This is a genomic window from Methylobacter sp. S3L5C (assembly GCF_022788635.1).
Classification (GTDB): Bacteria; Pseudomonadota; Gammaproteobacteria; order Methylococcales; family Methylomonadaceae; genus Methylobacter_C.
Map to the genome: position 1 here is coordinate 353,075 of NZ_CP076024.1, position 18,011 is coordinate 371,085.

The following is an 18,011-nucleotide window of genomic DNA, read 5'->3' on the forward strand; positions in this document are numbered from 1 at the left end:
AAGCGGCATTATTTTCTGTAGGGCGTGCCATGCGAATCTTGAAATCCAAAGAGCGCATGTAACGCCCTTCCTACTTAATTAATTCAGGGCTCTAAACTCACAAAACATAAACCGCCACAAACTCACAGATTAAACCCATGTCTTCCCGCTTAAGGTGGACTTTATTTATAATCTGTGAATCTGTGGCAACTGTGACAGAGGGTATTTTTACGATTTACCTTACATCCAACACACGGAGACTACATTATGAAAATCCTCATTGTCGGTAGCGGCGGACGTGAACACGCTCTCGCCTGGAAAGCCGAACAATCACCTAAAGTTAAAAAAGTATTTGTTGCACCCGGTAATCCGGGAAGCGCGCTTGAACCGGCTATTGAAAACGTCGCTATCGCCGTCGACGATATTGCAGGATTACTGGCCTTTGCCCAAAAAGAACAGATCGACTTGACGATTATCGGCCCGGAAATTCCTTTGGTGTTGGGCATCGTTGACAGCTTTCAACAAGCCGGTTTACGCTGTTTTGGACCCTCTGCCAAAGCTGCGCAATTGGAAGGCTCCAAGACTTTTTGCAAAGATTTTATGATTCGTCATCATATCCCGACGGCCAGCTACCAATCATTTACTGATAAAGACCTGGCTATTGCCTACATCCGGCAACAAGGCGCACCGATTGTCGTTAAAGCCGATGGCTTGGCAGCAGGTAAAGGCGTTATTGTCGCACAAACCGAACAAGAGGCTATCGGCGCGGTTGAAGACATGCTATCCGGAAATGTGTATGGCGAAGCGGGCAACCGGGTGGTCATTGAAGAATTTCTGACTGGCGAAGAAGCCAGCTTTATTGTTATTGCCGATGGCAAACATGCCTTGCCCATGGCGACATCGCAAGATCATAAAGCCCGTGACAATGGTGATAAAGGCCCAAATACCGGCGGTATGGGTGCGTATTCGCCAGCGCCGGTGGTTACCCCTGAAATTTATGACCGGGTTATGCGTGATGTCATTGAGCCGACTTTAAAAGGCATGGCTGATGATGGCCTGCCTTACACCGGCTTTCTTTACGCCGGTTTAATGATTTCAGCCGATGGCACGATTAAAGTACTGGAATATAACTGCCGCTTTGGTGATCCTGAAACGCAACCGATTATGATGCGCATGAAAAGCGATCTGGTCGAACTTTGTGAAGCCGCCTTGGCAGGAGAACTCGATAAAACGACGACTGAATGGGATGAACGTGTCGCTTTGGGCGTAGTTCTGGCAGCCGGTGGCTATCCGGATGATTATCAAAAAAATGCCATTATTTCGGGATTACCCGCAGAAGAACAAGAAGACAGGAAAGTATTTCATGCCGGCACCCGGAAAATTGGCGATGATATTGTCACTGCTGGTGGGCGTGTTTTATGCGCCTGTGCGTTAGGGCATGATATTAAGGAAGCACAAACCAAAGCCTATGAGCTTGCCAATAAAATCCACTGGAATAACATCTATTACCGCACAGATATTGGCTTTAAAGCGATAAAAAACTAAAAACAAAGTCCACGAAAGACACGAAAACCACGAAAGTTTTTGCGCTTATATTTTTCGTGTCTTTCGTGGCCTTTTAAATTTTAGAGTTTTAAGCAGCGAACGAATGCTTGGTAAAAATTTGCATTCAGGTACGATTTATCGTACGCTTATATTTTACTTTTAATTGGCAATTATTATGCAAACATTAACCGCAAGTGAAGCTCGCGCCAATTTCTACCGATTGATTGATCAAACTGCCGAGTCTCATCAACCTATTACCATTACCGGTAAACGAACTAACGCTATTTTGCTATCGGCTGAAGATTGGTCAGCAATACAGGAAACGCTTTACCTCTTGAGCGTACCAGGTATGCGTGAAGCGATTATAACGGGCATGGCAACCAGCACTGAAGAATGTAGCAAGGAACTTGATTGGTGAGTTGGATATTACTTTATACCAAACAAGCACAAAAAGACGCTAAAAAACTCGCTGCTGCCGGGTTAAAAGATAAGGCACTGCAACTACTTGATATCTTGGAAAATGATCCATTTCAGAATCCTCCGCACTTTGAGAAGCTGGTGGGTAATCTTTCCGGAGCCTATTCACGAAGAATCAATATCCAACATCGTTTAGTCTATGAAGTACTCATCGATGATAAAAAAATCAAAATATTACGTCTTTGGACTCATTATGATTAAGTCTTTGTAAAACAGCTATTTAGCCAGCCAATACTAAAGTACTTGCTTATATTTTTCGTGTCTTTCGTGATTTTCGTGAACAATAAAAAATACTTAATTAACCAGAATCTTGCGAAACGTCAAGTTGATTCGTGATGTTTTAAATTTCCGGGTTTTAGGCAGCGAATGCATCCAGTGATGCTGAAGAGTACTCGCCATCACCAACAAATCGCCATGACCCAGGATAATATCGACGGTTTCTTTGCTTTTTTTATGATGCAATTTAAACAAACGCTCATCACCAAGGCTTAACGAGGCAATCAGAGGGTTGTGTCCCAGCTCTTTTTCATCATCGGCATGGCAACCCATGGAATCTTTTCCATCACGGTACAGATTAGCCAAAACACTATTAAAAGCACACCCGCATTGCTGCTCTATTTTTTCCCTGACTGACTGCAATGTTTCATTCCAAGGTTTGGGTTGATGATTAACCCCTGAATACTGATAACAAGCATCGGGATCACCATACCAGCACATCAAGCGGGGAACTTTAACCCGTTTTCCAAAAATAAAAATAGTTTCTTCCTGCCAAGCCAAACCGGTTTCAACCGCTGCAAATAACTGATCAGCTTCCCGCAACGAGTAAAACTGTTTAAACAGATATAGTTCGCCATCAAAAGGGACAAGGTTTTCTCCACAATAGTAAAGTGCATTTTGCAAGTCAAAAGTACGAACATTCATCCCGGATTTTTTATCCCATTAAAAATAAAGCATTGGTGAATAAGCTATCGGTGCCAATTTATCCGGCCAAGGTGAATAAATTCGACACGACAAATACTACTGACAGCAAATTTCAACAATAAATTGATGAATTATATCTCGACAAACAAGTCTCTGTTTTTTATAAATTTTGTGCAATATTTTTCTTATCTGAACAGGTTGATGCAAGAATTTATCATCGATACTATCATAATTTTTTTATACAAAAAAAATTGATTATTAGTATTTTTATCATCTTATTTATTGATTACTTCTATTGGTAACTTTTAAAACGTATACTGACATTCAGACTTTTCTAAACCCTCTCAAAAATCCATGAAATTAGATACTTATAGCACTCCCCCGCTTCAATTAAGAAACGCGCCCTTAGCTAAAAATAGTATTGAGGCTTTTAATGAATATTTTGAGATGATACCCGCACTTTCTGATGATCTTAAAAATGAAGTGTATAAACTGCGATATCAAATATATTGCATTGAAAACAACTTTTTAAATTCTGATCATTATCCTGACAACCTGGAATTTGACGAATTTGATCCGCAATCCATACATTACCTGATTCGTCACCGCAAGTCTGGCGAATATGCTGCGACCGTTCGACTTATCCTGCCTGATACTGATAACCCGGAAAAATTATTTCCACTGGAAATTCATAGTGAAATTGATAATGTTAAAGTCATGCAGCTTATTGATCGAAAGCACCTGGGAGAAGTATCGCGACTTTGCGTATCGAAAGCCTTTAGAAAAAGAAAAAATGATCCGCAGTCCTTAGCAACTAACGATTCTAATCCACAGGATTTTTTTACACTCGACGAGAGACGTACTTTCTCTCTGCTTAGTGTCGCTTTAATTGCTTGTACCGTAAAGGCATGCTATGAAAACCAAATTTACTATTCATTTGGCTCCACCGAGCCACCGTGGTTTCGTCGACTATCAGCGCTGGGCATCCATTTTAAAAAAATTGGTCCACTGCTAGATTATCACGGCAAACGCTGGCCGTCTGTGATAAAAGTATCGGAAATGATTGATTGCGTCGCTGAAAAAAACCCAAATATATGGAACTTGCTCACGAATAACGGTGCTTTTTCGCAAACCAAGCATATTTGTGCACAACAACACTGATTAATCAATCAGCCAATTGAATATCCCATATACTTTAGCCGTCCATACTAATTGGTTATACGGCTAAAGCCCTAATAATATTGATTTAAGCTGTTCATGCTTTAACTTATATCTACACGAACTACTGAAGCTTTAATCAAATATTGCCTATGATTGAACATCCACGAGTAACGGTCAGGGAAACTCACACTAGGCCAACAAAATCACAAGGCATCAAAATTAACAGATGCTTCGAGATAAAAGCTTCTTCCCTGCATAGGCAGTGTTGTCGGCAACGAAAGAACAGTTGGCTCGTAATATTGCGTATCGAGTGCATTACGTAAAGAGGCTGCCAGATTGAGATGGCCAAAGAGCTTTTTACCGCGTAACGTAAAGTCGATGGTTTCATAATCACTCAACTGCTGATTGGTATTGCCAGCTCTACTGCCTATCCAGTTAAGCTGGGGTTGCAATTGCCACTGTGGCAGAAACTTCCAGTCCAACGCCACGTAAACATGCTGTGCCGGTACGCCAACGACATTGGTGTTGATTGTCTCGTTAATGGCATGTTGCCATGCGTAATTGCCTTTTATATTCCATTGCTCACTCCATTGCCAGTTAGCTTCAAACTCTGTTCCATAGCCGTTTTGATTACCGCTATTCTGATAGTTACTTGCAACTACACCTGAATTAGTCACTTGTGCTATCAGATTGTTAATCTGATAATAATAAACGTTGGCTGATGTGCTTAGTGATGATATTGGACGATAATTTAAAGCCCATTCATAAGTATTGATGGTTTCCGGCTTTAAATTGGGATTGCCCTGTACAACAGGATTATTCTGGGTAAACTGTTCTCTAAAATTAGGTGCTCTAAAGGCCTTGCCATACATCAGCTTACTGGTGAGTTGCTTGTTAATATCCCAAACCAAAGCCACTCGCGGATTGAAGGTTCCACCAAAATCGGAATAATGGTCATAACGCAAGCCTGTGGTCAACTGCCAATCAGTAGTAAATTGCCATTCATCCTGCGCCACCAAAGAGCCGATAGTCCGATGCGCATCAGGTAAATAAGAAAAAGGTGTACCGGTTACATTGATTAGTGCACCACCAACACCACTCTGAGTGCCATATCCAAAATTGCTACTCTGATTAGAAATCAATTCTTCATAACGAAAAGCCGTACCAAAGCGAAGTATATGCATGTCCAGTCCCTTATAGATTGAACCCAATTCCAGAGAGGGAATTTTTTCTATTCGACCTAAATTAGTATTGAAACCATTAGGAAACCCAACCAATACACTATTATCTAATGAAATATTACCGTTGGAACCTATAGGGAACAAGGAATTATCTGGGTAGAGTTGTGTTTGAGCCTGAAAATCAGCATTTAGATAACTGGCGTGCGCGGTCAATTCCCAATTATCCAGCCAATCTTCGGTGGAAAACCGCACATCGCCTAAAAATTGTTGACCATTGGCATTTCCATTTGGATCCAAGGCACCGGCAGCACCGGCACGAACACCACCATTGGCATTAAATGCCCAGAAACCGATATCCCAATGTTTGCGTTGCAGATTAAGATGTCCGTTATAGGTTTCATAATTGGTATTCATCGGCCCCGGAGCCAAAGAAGCGTGAGTTCCAAACGCATTATCAAAACCTGTTTGGACATCGGCGTTCATTATACGTCCCTGATCACCATCGGTACGCTGATATTGCAAAGTAGTTGAAATATCCCAACCGGCCCATTCAGCGCTCTGCTGTCCCCAGCCACTCTGGGTACCATGGTCGCCAGCACGCACCCCCAGCACAGAGCCATTGATGTCTTTGGCTGTTTTGGTAATGATATTAATAACACCGGCAAAGGCATCTGCGCCATACAAAGCAGAACCCGGCCCACGAATAACTTCGACACGCTGGATCGCCTCAAGAGGCATTTCCAGACCGCTCATTAATGTGCCACTGAAAGGTGTAGTAATCCGGGTACCGTTTAACAGGATCAAAACCTGCGAGTTAGCTGAATTGGCGATACCACGGATGCTATAGTTATAATCATAAGAATTTGGCTGGAGACTGGCATGGACGCCGGGGATGGTTTCCAACACCTCATGCAGCTCGGTTGCACCCATGGATTTAATTTGCTCTGCGGTCACCACACTGGTTGATGCCGCAGACTGAAAAACCGGTGTTGGCGTACCGGTGGCAATAGTAACAGTCGTTGCCGCCAGTTGTGCCGGCGTCATGGCAAAAAAATCCTCTACACTCTCTTCAGCACTGACGACACCTGAACTCAGATAGCTAATAAACGCCAGGCGTTTCATTAAAAACATCATTTTAACTTTCATAGTCATGCCGGCGTAAAGGGCTTTATCAGGATAAGTTCATCCAGTGGCACCGGTTTACTGATACCGTAACCTTGCGCATAATCAACACCCAGATCCTTCAGTAGGTTGAAGATTTGTTCATTTTCAACAAATTCAGCAATGGTCTTTTTACCCATAATATGTCCAACTTCATTAATGGCTCTCACCATGGCCAAATCAACTTCATCGTCGACAATATCTTTAACAAATAAACCGTCAATTTTAAGAAAATCGACCGGCAGGTTTTTTAAATAAGCAAACGAAGACAAACCGCTACCAAAATCATCCAGTGAGAATAAAGACCCTTGCTCTCTTAAATGATTAATAAATTTAGTGGCACTTGATAAATTGGCAATGGCAGCAGTTTCTGTTATCTCAAAACAGATTTTATTCGTTGGAATGGCCCACAAACTGAATTGTTCGGTAATAAACTTCAGCATGATCTCATCCGATAGTGAGACACCAGACAAATTAACAGAGCAAAGTGACAAGTTTTCCAGAAAATCAGGTTTGTAGGCGAGCCACTCAAATAGATGACTGATGACCCATCGATCCAATGCAGAGGCCATATTATAACGTTCGGCAGCCGGCAAAAATGCGCCAGGCGGAATAATAAAGCCGTTATCATCACGATAACGAACCAGAGTTTCAAAGTGCATCTTTTCGTGATGATCAGTAATTGAAACTATCGGTTGTCCGTAAAGACAAAAGCTGTTTTTTTCAAGGCCCCGCTGTATTTTTGATACCCATTGCATTTCTCCATGCCTTTGCGCCAACTCTTCATCATCAGGCAGGAAAATATGCACCCGATTCCTGCCTCTGTCTTTTGCGGCATAACAGGCAGAATCGGCCTCTTTAAGGAGATCTACAGCATTACTACTGGTTGTATTAATCGATGAAATACCGATACTGACACCGACTTTAAAACTTCTGTCTTCCCAGCAAAATTGAAAATCGTTAATTATATCGCGTATTTTTTCGCAGGCTTGAAACGCCTGTCCCAACGAACATTGATACATTAACAAACCAAACTCATCACCACCCAAACGCGCTATAAAATCATTTTTGCGTAAATTTTTTCTTAATAAATCGCCCAATTGCCTGAGCAACTCATCACCGGCAAGATGCCCACAGGTATCGTTAACGACTTTAAATTGATCCAGATCCAGATAACACAAAACATTTTCAGAGCCATCTGCGCGTAAGGCAACCAATTGATTGATGCGTCTATCAAATTCACTGCGATTTGCCAGCCCCGTCAAGGCATCATGACTGGCCTGATAAATAATTGTCTCAGTCAAATCGTGAGCTTCGGTTACATCTTCAAAAACTACCAATAAACTGCATTGCTGATTTTCATTGTCAACCAGCTTGGCGGTTGCCTTAACCCAAATAAAGCGTTTATCGAAACAAACCAGCTTAAATTCCTGTTTATGTATGGACAAGGGATTCATCAGGCAATCTTCAACCAAAGCATGCATTATTGGTAAATCATCTGAAGGCATAAAATGGAAGATCGAACGACCATGTAAATCATCAACAACCAAACCCAACTGTTTGGCACCGGTAAGATTAACCGACAAGATAAGGCCGGATTTGGAGATATTAAACAACATGGTAGGGTTGTCATCATAAAGGGCCAGATAACGATCTTTAGCCCATGTCAGAGACTGATTTTGGGCTTCAACGGTACCGATCAAAGCATTGAAGGCATCAACCAAAACACCCACTTCATCATTATTGACTTTAACCGCACGCACCGAATAATCATTGCTATCACTGATTTCTGTAACGGTATCCAGCAGTTTTTTTATGGGTAATGAAATAAGCCGTAACAACGGTGTTGTTAAAAAGAAAGTCAATGTTGTTACACTAACCAAAACAAAAAACAGCAGTCCGGTAAATTGTATTTTTCGCCAATATGAATCTACCAAATTAGCATAAATAAAAACCGTACCCAATGTTTCAGCTTTATCTTTAATCGGCTGGACTATAGATAAATTAGCGGCATCAAATCGGGACTTTTCATTTTCTATAGAGAGCGGACAGTTAAATTTTTCATCGTTATTTTTCGATAGCTTGACAAAAATAGTACCACGGCCATCATAAAGACAAGCAACTTGCACATATGGTAAGGCATTAAGTACATCCAGATTCTCTTTGGCTAAATCTGTGTCATGGAACAGTAAAGCAGCGGTACTACGGTTGCCTATAATGCTTGCCAACGTTAACAAATCATCACGAGTATTTTTCTGAAACTCTGAAATTTCAAGCAACACTAAAAATATACTGGCAAATAATAAAGAGATAACGCTCGGAAAAACCAATGTCAGCAAGAGCTTGCGTCTTATTGAAAGATTTTCAATAAATTTAATCATTCCGCCCCCTTGACGACATCAGCGACTTCTAATAATTTTGCGCTGATTTTTAAGCCGCTCCGGGTTATCATTTCCAAATTAATTTGTAATTTTATTTTACCCTGTCTGTTAACAAAGCTAATCATTCCGCCTTGGTCTATAAACTGTTCAGTTTCGCCCACAACCAAGGTGTTATTGAAATTCTGGCGCTGGAGCGCCTCTTTGATAGTGGAATTTACATAAAGAATATGACAGTGCGACTCTTTATCCATACTTTTAAAGTTATCAAATCTAAATACTTTAATAACTCGCTCCATTACAGATAATTTTTCAATGGGATCAATTAATTCAGCGAAAGGATCGTCGCCCAAAATACACAGATTAAACGTTTTGGAATTATCGACAGGCCAAGTTATAAATTTGGTAAAGTTATACAAATAACCAGCCCTTACTTTATATTCAACCACGGAATCATCTGCAAAAAGTACCGGCAAAAACGTTATACAAACCAAAGCAAAAAACACTCTAACAACTGTCATTGCTTATTTTTACGTAGTTTGTTAAAAATAGGGCGTGATGAGGTAATTCTGTTGCCTTTGTCTTGTATTATTGAAAAATGTTGATTCTAATCTAAACTAACCAAATTAACATCATCAAAAAATTTTTTCATCACTTTTATCATATAACCATGATCCAATACACCGGCACTTTCCCGGATACTGTGCATGGCCCATAGCGGATTACCAACATCGACTGAACGAATACCCAATCTGGCTGATGTTATCGGTCCAATAGTGCTGCCACAGCCCAAATCGTTACGATGAGAGTACTTTTGATAAGGTACGCCTGCTTGCTCACACCAATCAGCAAACATGGCCTGTGAAATGCTTTCTGTACTATAGCGGTGATTAACGTTAACTTTAATAACCGGTCCTTTATTGACCGTTATTTTATGATCAGGATCGTAGGCTAAAGGAAAATTAGGGTGATAGCCATGTGCCATGTCGGCACTAATCATAAAACTTTTCGCCAAGGCTCTGGCAAAATCTTCGCTATTATTTTCAGCTCCTAAAGCAATGCGTTGAAGCACATCACCAAGAAAGCTGCCATCAGCACCTTTATTGCTTTCACTGCCTATTTCTTCATGATCAAAGAAAGCACAAACTAGGGTGTTATCATTATCCAACACCGAATCATCCAGTAATGCCTGTAAAGCCGCATGGCAAGAGGCTAAATTATCCAACTGACTATCGGCATAAAACTCGTTTTCGGCACCCCAAAAAACGCCTTTTTGGGTATCATAAGCCGCCAAATCCCAGGATAAAATTCGCTCGGCATCACACCCCGATTGCTGCTGTATGAGCTGTGAGAAATAAGCTTGGGGCAAGCATTCTTCAGCCAATGTTGACAAGATTAAAGGTAACTCATTTTGCTTATGCAGTTTTAAGCCTTCTTCATTAACCGTCCTGTTCATATGAATGGCAAGATTAGGCAATCGTAACAAAGGCCTGTCAAAATTTACTAACGAGCTAACAATAGCATTTTGATCATTTTTATAACTGATCCGTCCGGCAAGACTTAAATCCCGATCGGTAAATGTGGCAATAATAGGACCACCATATACTTCAACTCCCAACCGTAATAAACCATCCAGACCACTGGCTGCATTCGGTTTTATTCTTAAGCCCGGAGAATCAGTATGTGCGCCGATTATTTTAAATCCCGTTTCAACCAACGGCTTTTGGCCTTGTACAAAAATAATAATCGAGGAATCATCACGGACAACATAATATCGTCCGCCTGGCTGTAATTCCCATTTGACGGTTTCATTCAGTTTTACAAACTGAAAAGCCAAAAGTTGAGTTTCAACACTTTTAACCGCATGCCAGGGACTGGGACTGGCATCAATAAAATCCAATAAATTTTGTACCTGTTGCCGGGAATTCACGTTTTTTCTTTTAAATCAAGCGATGCTGAGTTAATGCAATAACGCAGACCGGTAGGTTCAGGACCATCTTCAAACACATGCCCCAAATGTGCATGACAGACTTTACAGGTCACTTCAACACGGCGCATGCCATGACTGGCATCAATATGCTGGGCCACACTACCTTCCGGTAAATCAGTCCAGAAACTTGGCCAACCTGAACCTGAGTCATATTTTGCTTCCGAATCAAACAAGGGACTACCGCAACAAATACATTGGTAAATACCGGTCTTTTTACAATCGTTATATTTTCCTGTAAAAGGTGGCTCGGTGCCTTTTAAGCGACAAATACTAAATTGTTCCGGTGTTAACTTATCCGCCCACTCCTCGTTATTCGTGCGTTTTTTATCCGTCATGGTTATACGTCCCTACGATGCAAAGCGATCATTGTACGCGATGACTACAGCATCGCCAAAAGTTGAACGACATAACTGCTATCAACTGTTTTTTGTTTTTTAATACCACATTAATTTTGCCGCCATGACAAAAAGCAGTAGCGAAAAGTAACGTTTTAATTTTGCTGCCGGTAGCTTGTGAGCCAACTTGGCTCCTATGGGTGCAGTAGCGATACTGCTTAACCCGGTACCGATAAAAACAGGCAAATAAACATAGCCTAAACTCCATTCAGGAAGACCCAAGATTTTCCAGCCCAAAATTGCATAACTGACCGTGCCTGCAATCGCTATCGGTAAACCACAAGCACTTGATACTGCCACGGCATTGCGCATAAGCATTTGCCCTCTTACCAGATACGGTACAGTGAGCGTACCGCCACCGATGCCAACGATTGACGACAGCAAGCCAATAATATTTGCCACCAAAAAATCCAAAATTCTGGATTGCTTTATCTGATCAGATTTTGGCTTTATCTGCAAAGCCATTTGTATCGCAACATATAACAAAAAAACCACCAAAATGATCCGTAACGTATCAGCATTTATATGTTTGGCGATTACGGCCCCAACCGCTGCACCGATAATAATTCCGGGGCTTAACGAGAACACTTTACCCCATACCACTGATCCCAGACGATGATGGGCTGAAATAGAGGCAATTGCCGTTAAAATAATAGATGCTAAAGAAGTAGCTACCGCCATCAGCATTATCAACTCTGCCGGGAAGCCTTGAGCCGTAAACAAAATGACCAGAACCGGCACAATAACCAAGCCACCCCCTATACCAAATAATCCAGCCAATAAACCGGTGACCATACCCAATACAATACTTACCAAAAAAATTTCTATCACAATGCACCTTAATGATTAATAACCAACATCAAACTCTATTCCTTGAGTAACCTGCCATTCAGCCTTACTTATGAAACTTTTTTGGGTAAGCTTGTGCTATTCTAGGTTGAATCGACAAACAACTTATAATAAATTGATGGAAACATACCTTGTTGGCGGTGCAGTGCGCGATCAGTTACTTGGGCTTCCAGTCACGGAAAGAGACTGGGTGGTGATTGGTGAGACACCAGAATCCATGGTGAAACAAGGATTTAAACCTGTTGGAAAAGATTTTCCAGTATTTTTACACCCGCAAAGTCATGATGAATATGCGTTGGCCAGAACAGAGCGAAAAACCGCACCCGGTTATAAAGGTTTTGCTGTGCATGCCTCCCCTGAAGTCAGTCTGGAACAGGATTTAATCCGTCGTGATCTGACTATCAATGCCATAGCAATGACACCAAAAGGAGAGCTTATTGATCCTTACGGAGGCCAACAGGATATTAAAAATAAAATTTTTCGGCATATATCACCCGCTTTTGCTGAAGATCCTGTGCGCATTTTGCGTGTTGCCCGTTTTGCAGCACGCTATGGACATCTGGGTTTCACGCTCGCTGAAGAAACCAGAGAACTTATGCAAGCTATGGTCGCAGCAGGTGAAGTCGATTACCTTGTGCCTGAGCGGGTTTGGGCTGAATTATATAAAGTACTCAAAGAACAATCGCCCTCGGCATTTTTTTATACCTTAAAAAGCTGTACGGCATTGGCAATAATCTTCCCGGAAATAAATTGTCTGTTTGGTGTGCCACAACCGGAAAAATATCACCCTGAAATTGATACCGGTTTGCACAGTATGCTGTGCCTGCAACAAGCCGTTAACTTGTCAACCAGCCCTGAAGTCAGATTTGCAGCCTTGGTCCACGACCTGGGCAAAGGTATCACGCCACAGGAAAACTGGCCACATCATTATGGTCATGAAACAATTGGCTTGCCCATCCTGGAAAAACTCTGCGCCCGCTTACGGGTACCTAACGCGTTTAAAGCATTAGCCATTCACGTCATGCAATATCACACGCATTGTCATAAAGTTTTTGACTTACGCGCAGCAACTTTAACTGATGTTTTAAATGTATTAGGTGCGTTTAAAGCAAACAATACGCTAAATGAATTTTTACTGGCTTGCGAAGCAGATGCCAAAGGCCGAACCGGACTTGAACAAACTCCCTACCCTCAGGCAGAACTGATAAAGCTGGCCGCGAAATCAGCTGCCTCTGTAGACACCTCGGCTATTTTAGACAGTGAGCTTAAAGGTCCACAAATCGGCACAGCAATTCGTCATTTACGCATTAAAGCCGTTGCCGAGGTTATCAATACCTTTAAAGCACTGTAAAATACCCGTAACTTTTAACCAACCTTGAACTGGACGCCATGCCTTCCTTTGACATTATTTCCGAATTTGATACCCACGAAGTTAAAAACGCTATTGACCAGGCGAATAAAGAAGTTGCCACCCGTTTTGATTTTAAAGGCACAAACTCATCCATTGAACTGACTGATGACAAGCTGATTATGATTTCTGAATCAACCTTTCAGTTACAACAAATATTCAGTGTAGTCTGTACAAAACTCAGTCGACGCGGCGTTGACGTGGGTTGTATGGACGTCGGTGATGCCAAGGGTAGCGGTAAAATGATGCGCCAGGAAATCACATTAAAGCAAGGCCTTGAGAGCACCTTGGCAAAAAAAATCGTTAAACTAATTAAAGACAAAAAACTCAAAGTGCAAGCTGCCATTCAAGGCGATAAGGTCAGAGTAACCGGGAAAAAACGCGATGACTTGCAAGAAGTTATTCAAATGCTAAAAGATGAAAAAATGGAAATGCCTCTGCAATACGATAATTTCAGGGATTAACGACTCTGTCCAGACAAATTCTTAGACTCATTAATTTGTTGATAAATGAAATATCCTGCAATCGCCAGTAGCAGCCACCCAGCAACTAAAGGGCCGATAATACCATCGTAACTGCTGACCAGATAAAGATATTCCGAATTTAAATCGGTGTTAAATAATTTTTTACTCATTTTTATTTGCCATACCCAGCAAGTATGGCAACCGATACAGAGACCCAAACTAACTTTTACTTGTGTTCTGAGTACACCTAAAAAGATACCTACCATCAACAAGGCAAAAAATGCCGATAAATTGTCGGGGTTTATTACATTACCAAACGCTTCGCCCAGCAATTTAAAACTACTGAACAGGTTAATATCCTGAACAGGCAGGTCAGTTTTTATACTTAAAAAATGCAGGCCGGCATAATAAATTGAGCTAATCAAAATGGCCGCTATAACAGACATTTTTTTATGCAAACTGACTAACAAAAGCCCTCGAAACAGCGGCTCTTCAATCAACGAAATCAGTAAGGCAAGTAATAAATTAATGGTCATGGTTTTAGCCAACAACCCGACTGTCACTACTTGTGTATCATCAAGCACATTGATTTCAAGTACCGACAGAATAATAAAAACGGGCAGTAGGGTGATAAAACCCAATCCGAAGCCTTGTAATAATTGTTTAAAAAACAGCCGTGTCGGTGCAAAACCGAGCGCGTCTTTAGTAATTTTCAGGTAGGCCATCGCAGGAAAAATACTTAGCACCAAAAATAGCTGTGTTGAACGGGTTAATATTTGCCGAAAAGGAATGGCATCACCAATACCCAGCACCATAAAATAGCCTACAGTGCAGGATAATGTTGTCGCAGCCAGCAACACCAGAAACGGTACCATGGTATAAAAGAGATAACGCATCACATAACATCCGTACAAGAAGGCAAAACTTCTAAAGTCTGCGTGCCAAAATCACCCCACAGCATCTGCACGGCGGCCAAAGCAGCAAGAGAGGCTGTTTCGGTTCTTAATATACGACTTCCCATACGCACGGGAATAAAGCCTGCGGCTTTTGCGATATTGCGTTCCTGGTCAGAAAATCCGCCTTCCGGGCCGGTAAGTAAAGTCACTTGCTTATCTATAGGTCTGATATCTGCCAACGTTTTGTCTGCATAGGGATCAAGAAATATTTTCAAGCCTTTCTGTTTACCAACCCACTGTTGCAATTGTTCGATTTCAGGCAATTCAGGCACACTTGTTCTGCCGCTTTGTTCGGCAGCATGTTGGACTATTTTTTGCCAATGCACCAAGCGTTGCGGTCTTTTTTCGCCTTTAAATTGCACTACACAACGCTCGGTTAATAATGGCACAATAATATTAACGCCTAGTTCCACTGCTTTTTGTACGGTTAAATCCATTCTGTCGCCACGAGATATACCCAAGCCTAAAGTCACTAACAACGGTGATTCCACACTACGATCCTGCCATGTGTTAACCAAAACCAGCGCTACTTTTCGACTGACTTCGGCAATAGTGCATAAATATTCACCGCCAGTTCCGTTAAATAAGATAATTTCAGCATCTTTCTTTAAGCGCAATACCGTTCTGACATAATGGCCATTGTCATCATCCAGCTGAATTTGTTTGCCCAAAGTCAAATCCGCTGAGGTATATAATCTGGAAACCCGCATATTAATCCTTAACCGCTCGCTGTATGCCATCCCAAGCCACTGCAGCGATTACTAAAAGCTCCTCTTCAGTAATAATGTAAGGAGGCATAAAATAGATGACATTGCCTAGCGGACGTAGCAATACCCCTTTAGACAGCGCATATTGATGGACTTTAAGCCCGCGTCGTTCTTGCCATGGATACGGCTCGCGTGTTTGTTTGTTTTTGACCATTTCAATGGCCAGTATCATACCCGTCTGTCGAACTTCCGCGACATGGGGATGCTCCTTAAAACGGACTGCTGCTTTCGCCATAGCCATGGCTAGTTGCTTATTATTGGCAATGACATTGTGTTGCTGAAAAATCTCCAGAGTTTCAAGTCCTGCCCTACAGGCTAACGCATTTCCGGTATAACTGTGCGAATGTAAAAATGCAGTCAATTTTTGATAATCATCATAAAACGCTTGATAGACCTGATTAGTGGTTAATACTGCCGATAACGGCAAATAACCACCCGTTAAGCCTTTGGACAAACACATAAAATCCGGACTAATAGCGGCCTGTTCACAGGCAAATAATGTCCCCGTACGTCCAAAACCGACAGCAACTTCATCAGCAATTAAATGCACATGGTATTTATCGCAAGCCGCGCGCAGCAATTTTAAATAGACTGGATCGTACATACGCATACTACCAGCACACTGCACTAAAGGCTCAATAATAACAGCGCAAACAGTTTCAGCGTGTTCTTGTAATGTTTGCTCCATCAACGCGAAACGACGGATAGAATAATCTGCCCACGACTCTCCCGGTTCGCGATGATAACAGTCCGGGCCAGGCACCGTTATCACATCCATTAATAACGGCGCATAAGTTTCCTTATATAATGCGACATTGCCTACTGCTAACGCACCCAAAGTCTCGCCGTGATAACTGTTTTCCAGTGTTATAAATCGGGATTTTTGTGTTTGTCCGTGATTGCGCCAATAATGAAAGCTCATCTTAAGCGCCACTTCTACTGCCGCTGAACCATTATCGGCATAGAAACAACGATCAAGGCCTTTAGGAGTCACTTCTACCAATTTTTCGGCCAATGTAATGGCCGACTCATGAGTAAATCCGGCAAAAATAACATGCTCCAAGGTATCGAGCTGGTCTTTTAAAGCGGCATTGATACAAGGATTGGCATGACCAAACAAGTTAACCCACCACGAACTGATGGCATCCAGATAGCGATTACCATCATAATCTTCCAGCCAAACGCCCTGCCCTTTTTTTATGGGAATAATCGGGAAACTTTCGTGATCCTTCATTTGAGTGCAAGGATGCCACAAAACGGAATGGTCGCGGTTGGAAAGGGATTGATTAGTCAAGGTGAAAGGTGAAAGGTGAAAGGTGAAAGGTGAAAGGTGCCACAGATTCACAGATTAGACTCTTAATTACCACGAAGAAAAACCGTTAACTTTGTGCTATTCGTGGTGAGTAAAAATGTTAAAAAACTTTTGCTTGACTACTTCTAATCAGTACATATCTGTAGCAGTTTATTTTTGAAGAATTTATTTTAAACTCCCCAAAATTGCCAAAGTAGGAGCGGCTTGATTCATGGTATAAAAATGCAGGCCTGGCGCGCCATTATCCAGTAAGCGCTGACATAGATTACTGACCACATCCAGACCGAAGGCTTGAACAGATTCCTTATCATCGCCAAAACTTTCCAGGCGTTTTTTCATCCATCGAGGAATATCAGCACCGCACATTTCCGAAAACCGAAATAGTTGGGTATATTGGGTAATAGGCATAATACCGGGAATAACAGGAATAGTTATACCGTTTTTTTCACAAGCATCTACAAAGTAAAAGTAGGCTTCGGCATTATAAAAATACTGGGTAATCGCTGCATTTGCACCGGCATCAACTTTACGCTTGAAGTTTTTAAAGTCTTCGGCCGCATTGGTAGATTGTGGATGAACTTCCGGGTAAGCGGCAACGTGAATTTGAAAGTAATCACCGGTTTCCTGACGAATAAACTCGACCAACTCATTGGCGTAACGAAATTCGCCAGCTGACATCATGCCTGATGGCAAATCACCCCTTAAGGCAACAATTTTCGCAATGCCATTATCCTGATAGTTTTTAAGAATCGTACGAATATTATCTTTAGTCGAAGCAACGCAGGATAAATGCGGTGCAGCCGCTATGCCTTTTTCCTGAATATCAATGACGGTATCGAAAGTTTTATCACGGGTTGAACCACCCGCACCAAAAGTAACAGAAAAAAAATCAGGATTAAGTTTTGCCAGCTTGCCATGCACTTGTTGTAAACTTACCGCTCCCTCTTCTGTTTTAGGTGGATAAAATTCAAAACTGAATAGTTGGGGATATTTTTTTTGTGATTGCATTTTGGTCTCACTGACGGGAAGCTACCATGTAGCTACGCCAAGGTCTTCATGAAAATAAC

General features: G+C 41.8%; 17 protein-coding genes. 6 read left to right on the forward strand and 11 right to left on the reverse strand.

What is annotated here, in order from left to right; genetic code table 11:
* Positions 1 to 246: 246 nt before the first annotated feature.
* The 3 genes from purD to KKZ03_RS01720 all read left to right on the forward strand — a co-directional run bounded on the left by purD (position 247) and on the right by KKZ03_RS01720 (position 2,202).
* Positions 247 to 1,524 carry a phosphoribosylamine--glycine ligase gene (gene purD, locus KKZ03_RS01710; protein ID WP_243219686.1) on the forward strand — a complete coding sequence of 426 codons (1,278 nt, stop codon included), beginning with the start codon at positions 247 to 249 and terminating at the stop codon, positions 1,522 to 1,524.
* Positions 1,525 to 1,699: 175 nt separating this feature from the next.
* Positions 1,700 to 1,942 carry a type II toxin-antitoxin system Phd/YefM family antitoxin gene (locus tag KKZ03_RS01715; protein WP_243219687.1) on the forward strand — a complete coding sequence of 81 codons (243 nt, stop codon included), beginning with the start codon at positions 1,700 to 1,702 and terminating at the stop codon, positions 1,940 to 1,942.
* Positions 1,939 to 2,202, forward strand: coding sequence for a Txe/YoeB family addiction module toxin (locus KKZ03_RS01720; RefSeq protein WP_243219688.1), 264 nt, complete (start codon positions 1,939 to 1,941; stop codon positions 2,200 to 2,202). Before KKZ03_RS01715 ends, KKZ03_RS01720 begins: the two co-directional genes overlap by 4 nt.
* A 93-nt stretch (positions 2,203 to 2,295) precedes the next feature.
* Here KKZ03_RS01720 and KKZ03_RS01725 read toward each other — a convergent pair whose 3' ends face one another.
* Positions 2,296 to 2,922 (reverse strand): alpha-ketoglutarate-dependent dioxygenase AlkB, encoded by a 627-nt coding sequence (locus KKZ03_RS01725; protein ID WP_243219689.1) that lies wholly within the window; start codon positions 2,920 to 2,922, stop codon positions 2,296 to 2,298.
* Positions 2,923 to 3,276: 354 nt separating this feature from the next.
* Here KKZ03_RS01725 and KKZ03_RS01730 point away from each other — a divergent pair, with 354 nt between their 5' ends.
* Entirely contained in the window at positions 3,277 to 4,083 is an 807-nt protein-coding gene (locus KKZ03_RS01730) for a PEP-CTERM/exosortase system-associated acyltransferase (protein ID WP_243219690.1), read from the forward strand.
* A gap of 203 nt (positions 4,084 to 4,286) precedes the next feature.
* Here KKZ03_RS01730 and KKZ03_RS01735 read toward each other — a convergent pair whose 3' ends face one another.
* From KKZ03_RS01735 to KKZ03_RS01760, 6 genes are all read right to left on the reverse strand, one after another.
* Complete coding sequence (locus KKZ03_RS01735; protein ID WP_243219691.1) at positions 4,287 to 6,410, reverse strand: TonB-dependent siderophore receptor; 2,124 nt, start codon at positions 6,408 to 6,410, stop codon at positions 4,287 to 4,289.
* A gap of 2 nt (positions 6,411 to 6,412) precedes the next feature.
* The gene (locus KKZ03_RS01740) at positions 6,413 to 8,806 is read right to left on the reverse strand and encodes an EAL domain-containing protein (RefSeq protein ID WP_243219692.1); all 2,394 of its coding nucleotides are present in this window, start codon (positions 8,804 to 8,806) and stop codon (positions 6,413 to 6,415) included.
* Positions 8,803 to 9,324 (reverse strand): YfiR family protein, encoded by a 522-nt coding sequence (locus KKZ03_RS01745; RefSeq protein WP_243219693.1) that lies wholly within the window; start codon positions 9,322 to 9,324, stop codon positions 8,803 to 8,805. The genes KKZ03_RS01740 and KKZ03_RS01745 overlap by 4 nt, the downstream gene beginning before the upstream one ends.
* 86 nt (positions 9,325 to 9,410) lie before the next feature.
* Positions 9,411 to 10,733, reverse strand: coding sequence for a M18 family aminopeptidase (locus tag KKZ03_RS01750; RefSeq protein ID WP_243219694.1), 1,323 nt, complete (start codon positions 10,731 to 10,733; stop codon positions 9,411 to 9,413).
* Complete coding sequence (gene msrB / locus KKZ03_RS01755) at positions 10,730 to 11,128, reverse strand: peptide-methionine (R)-S-oxide reductase MsrB (RefSeq protein WP_243219695.1); 399 nt, start codon at positions 11,126 to 11,128, stop codon at positions 10,730 to 10,732. Before msrB ends, KKZ03_RS01750 begins: the two co-directional genes overlap by 4 nt.
* Before the next feature lie 99 nt (positions 11,129 to 11,227).
* On the reverse strand, positions 11,228 to 12,019 hold the full coding sequence (locus KKZ03_RS01760; protein WP_243219696.1) for a sulfite exporter TauE/SafE family protein: 792 nt from the start codon (positions 12,017 to 12,019) through the stop codon (positions 11,228 to 11,230).
* A gap of 136 nt (positions 12,020 to 12,155) precedes the next feature.
* Between KKZ03_RS01760 and KKZ03_RS01765 the strand changes: the two genes are divergently transcribed.
* Entirely contained in the window at positions 12,156 to 13,388 is a 1,233-nt protein-coding gene (locus tag KKZ03_RS01765) for a multifunctional CCA addition/repair protein (protein ID WP_243219697.1), read from the forward strand.
* Positions 13,389 to 13,426: 38 nt separating this feature from the next.
* Complete coding sequence (locus KKZ03_RS01770; protein WP_243219698.1) at positions 13,427 to 13,909, forward strand: YajQ family cyclic di-GMP-binding protein; 483 nt, start codon at positions 13,427 to 13,429, stop codon at positions 13,907 to 13,909.
* Here the strand turns inward: KKZ03_RS01770 and KKZ03_RS01775 are convergent.
* The 4 genes from KKZ03_RS01775 to metF all read right to left on the reverse strand — a co-directional run bounded on the left by KKZ03_RS01775 (position 13,906) and on the right by metF (position 17,952).
* A complete protein-coding gene (locus KKZ03_RS01775; protein ID WP_371744918.1) occupies positions 13,906 to 14,805 on the reverse strand; it encodes a type II CAAX prenyl endopeptidase Rce1 family protein in 900 nt (299 codons plus the stop codon). The genes KKZ03_RS01770 and KKZ03_RS01775 overlap by 4 nt on opposite strands.
* Complete coding sequence (locus KKZ03_RS01780) at positions 14,805 to 15,575, reverse strand: 16S rRNA (uracil(1498)-N(3))-methyltransferase (protein WP_243219700.1); 771 nt, start codon at positions 15,573 to 15,575, stop codon at positions 14,805 to 14,807. The genes KKZ03_RS01775 and KKZ03_RS01780 overlap by 1 nt, the downstream gene beginning before the upstream one ends.
* A 1-nt stretch (position 15,576) precedes the next feature.
* Positions 15,577 to 16,926, reverse strand: coding sequence for an adenosylmethionine--8-amino-7-oxononanoate transaminase (locus KKZ03_RS01785; protein ID WP_256451990.1), 1,350 nt, complete (start codon positions 16,924 to 16,926; stop codon positions 15,577 to 15,579).
* Between the two features lie 183 nt (positions 16,927 to 17,109).
* Entirely contained in the window at positions 17,110 to 17,952 is an 843-nt protein-coding gene (gene metF, locus KKZ03_RS01790) for a methylenetetrahydrofolate reductase [NAD(P)H] (RefSeq protein ID WP_243219702.1), read from the reverse strand.
* Positions 17,953 to 18,011: the final 59 nt, after the last annotated feature.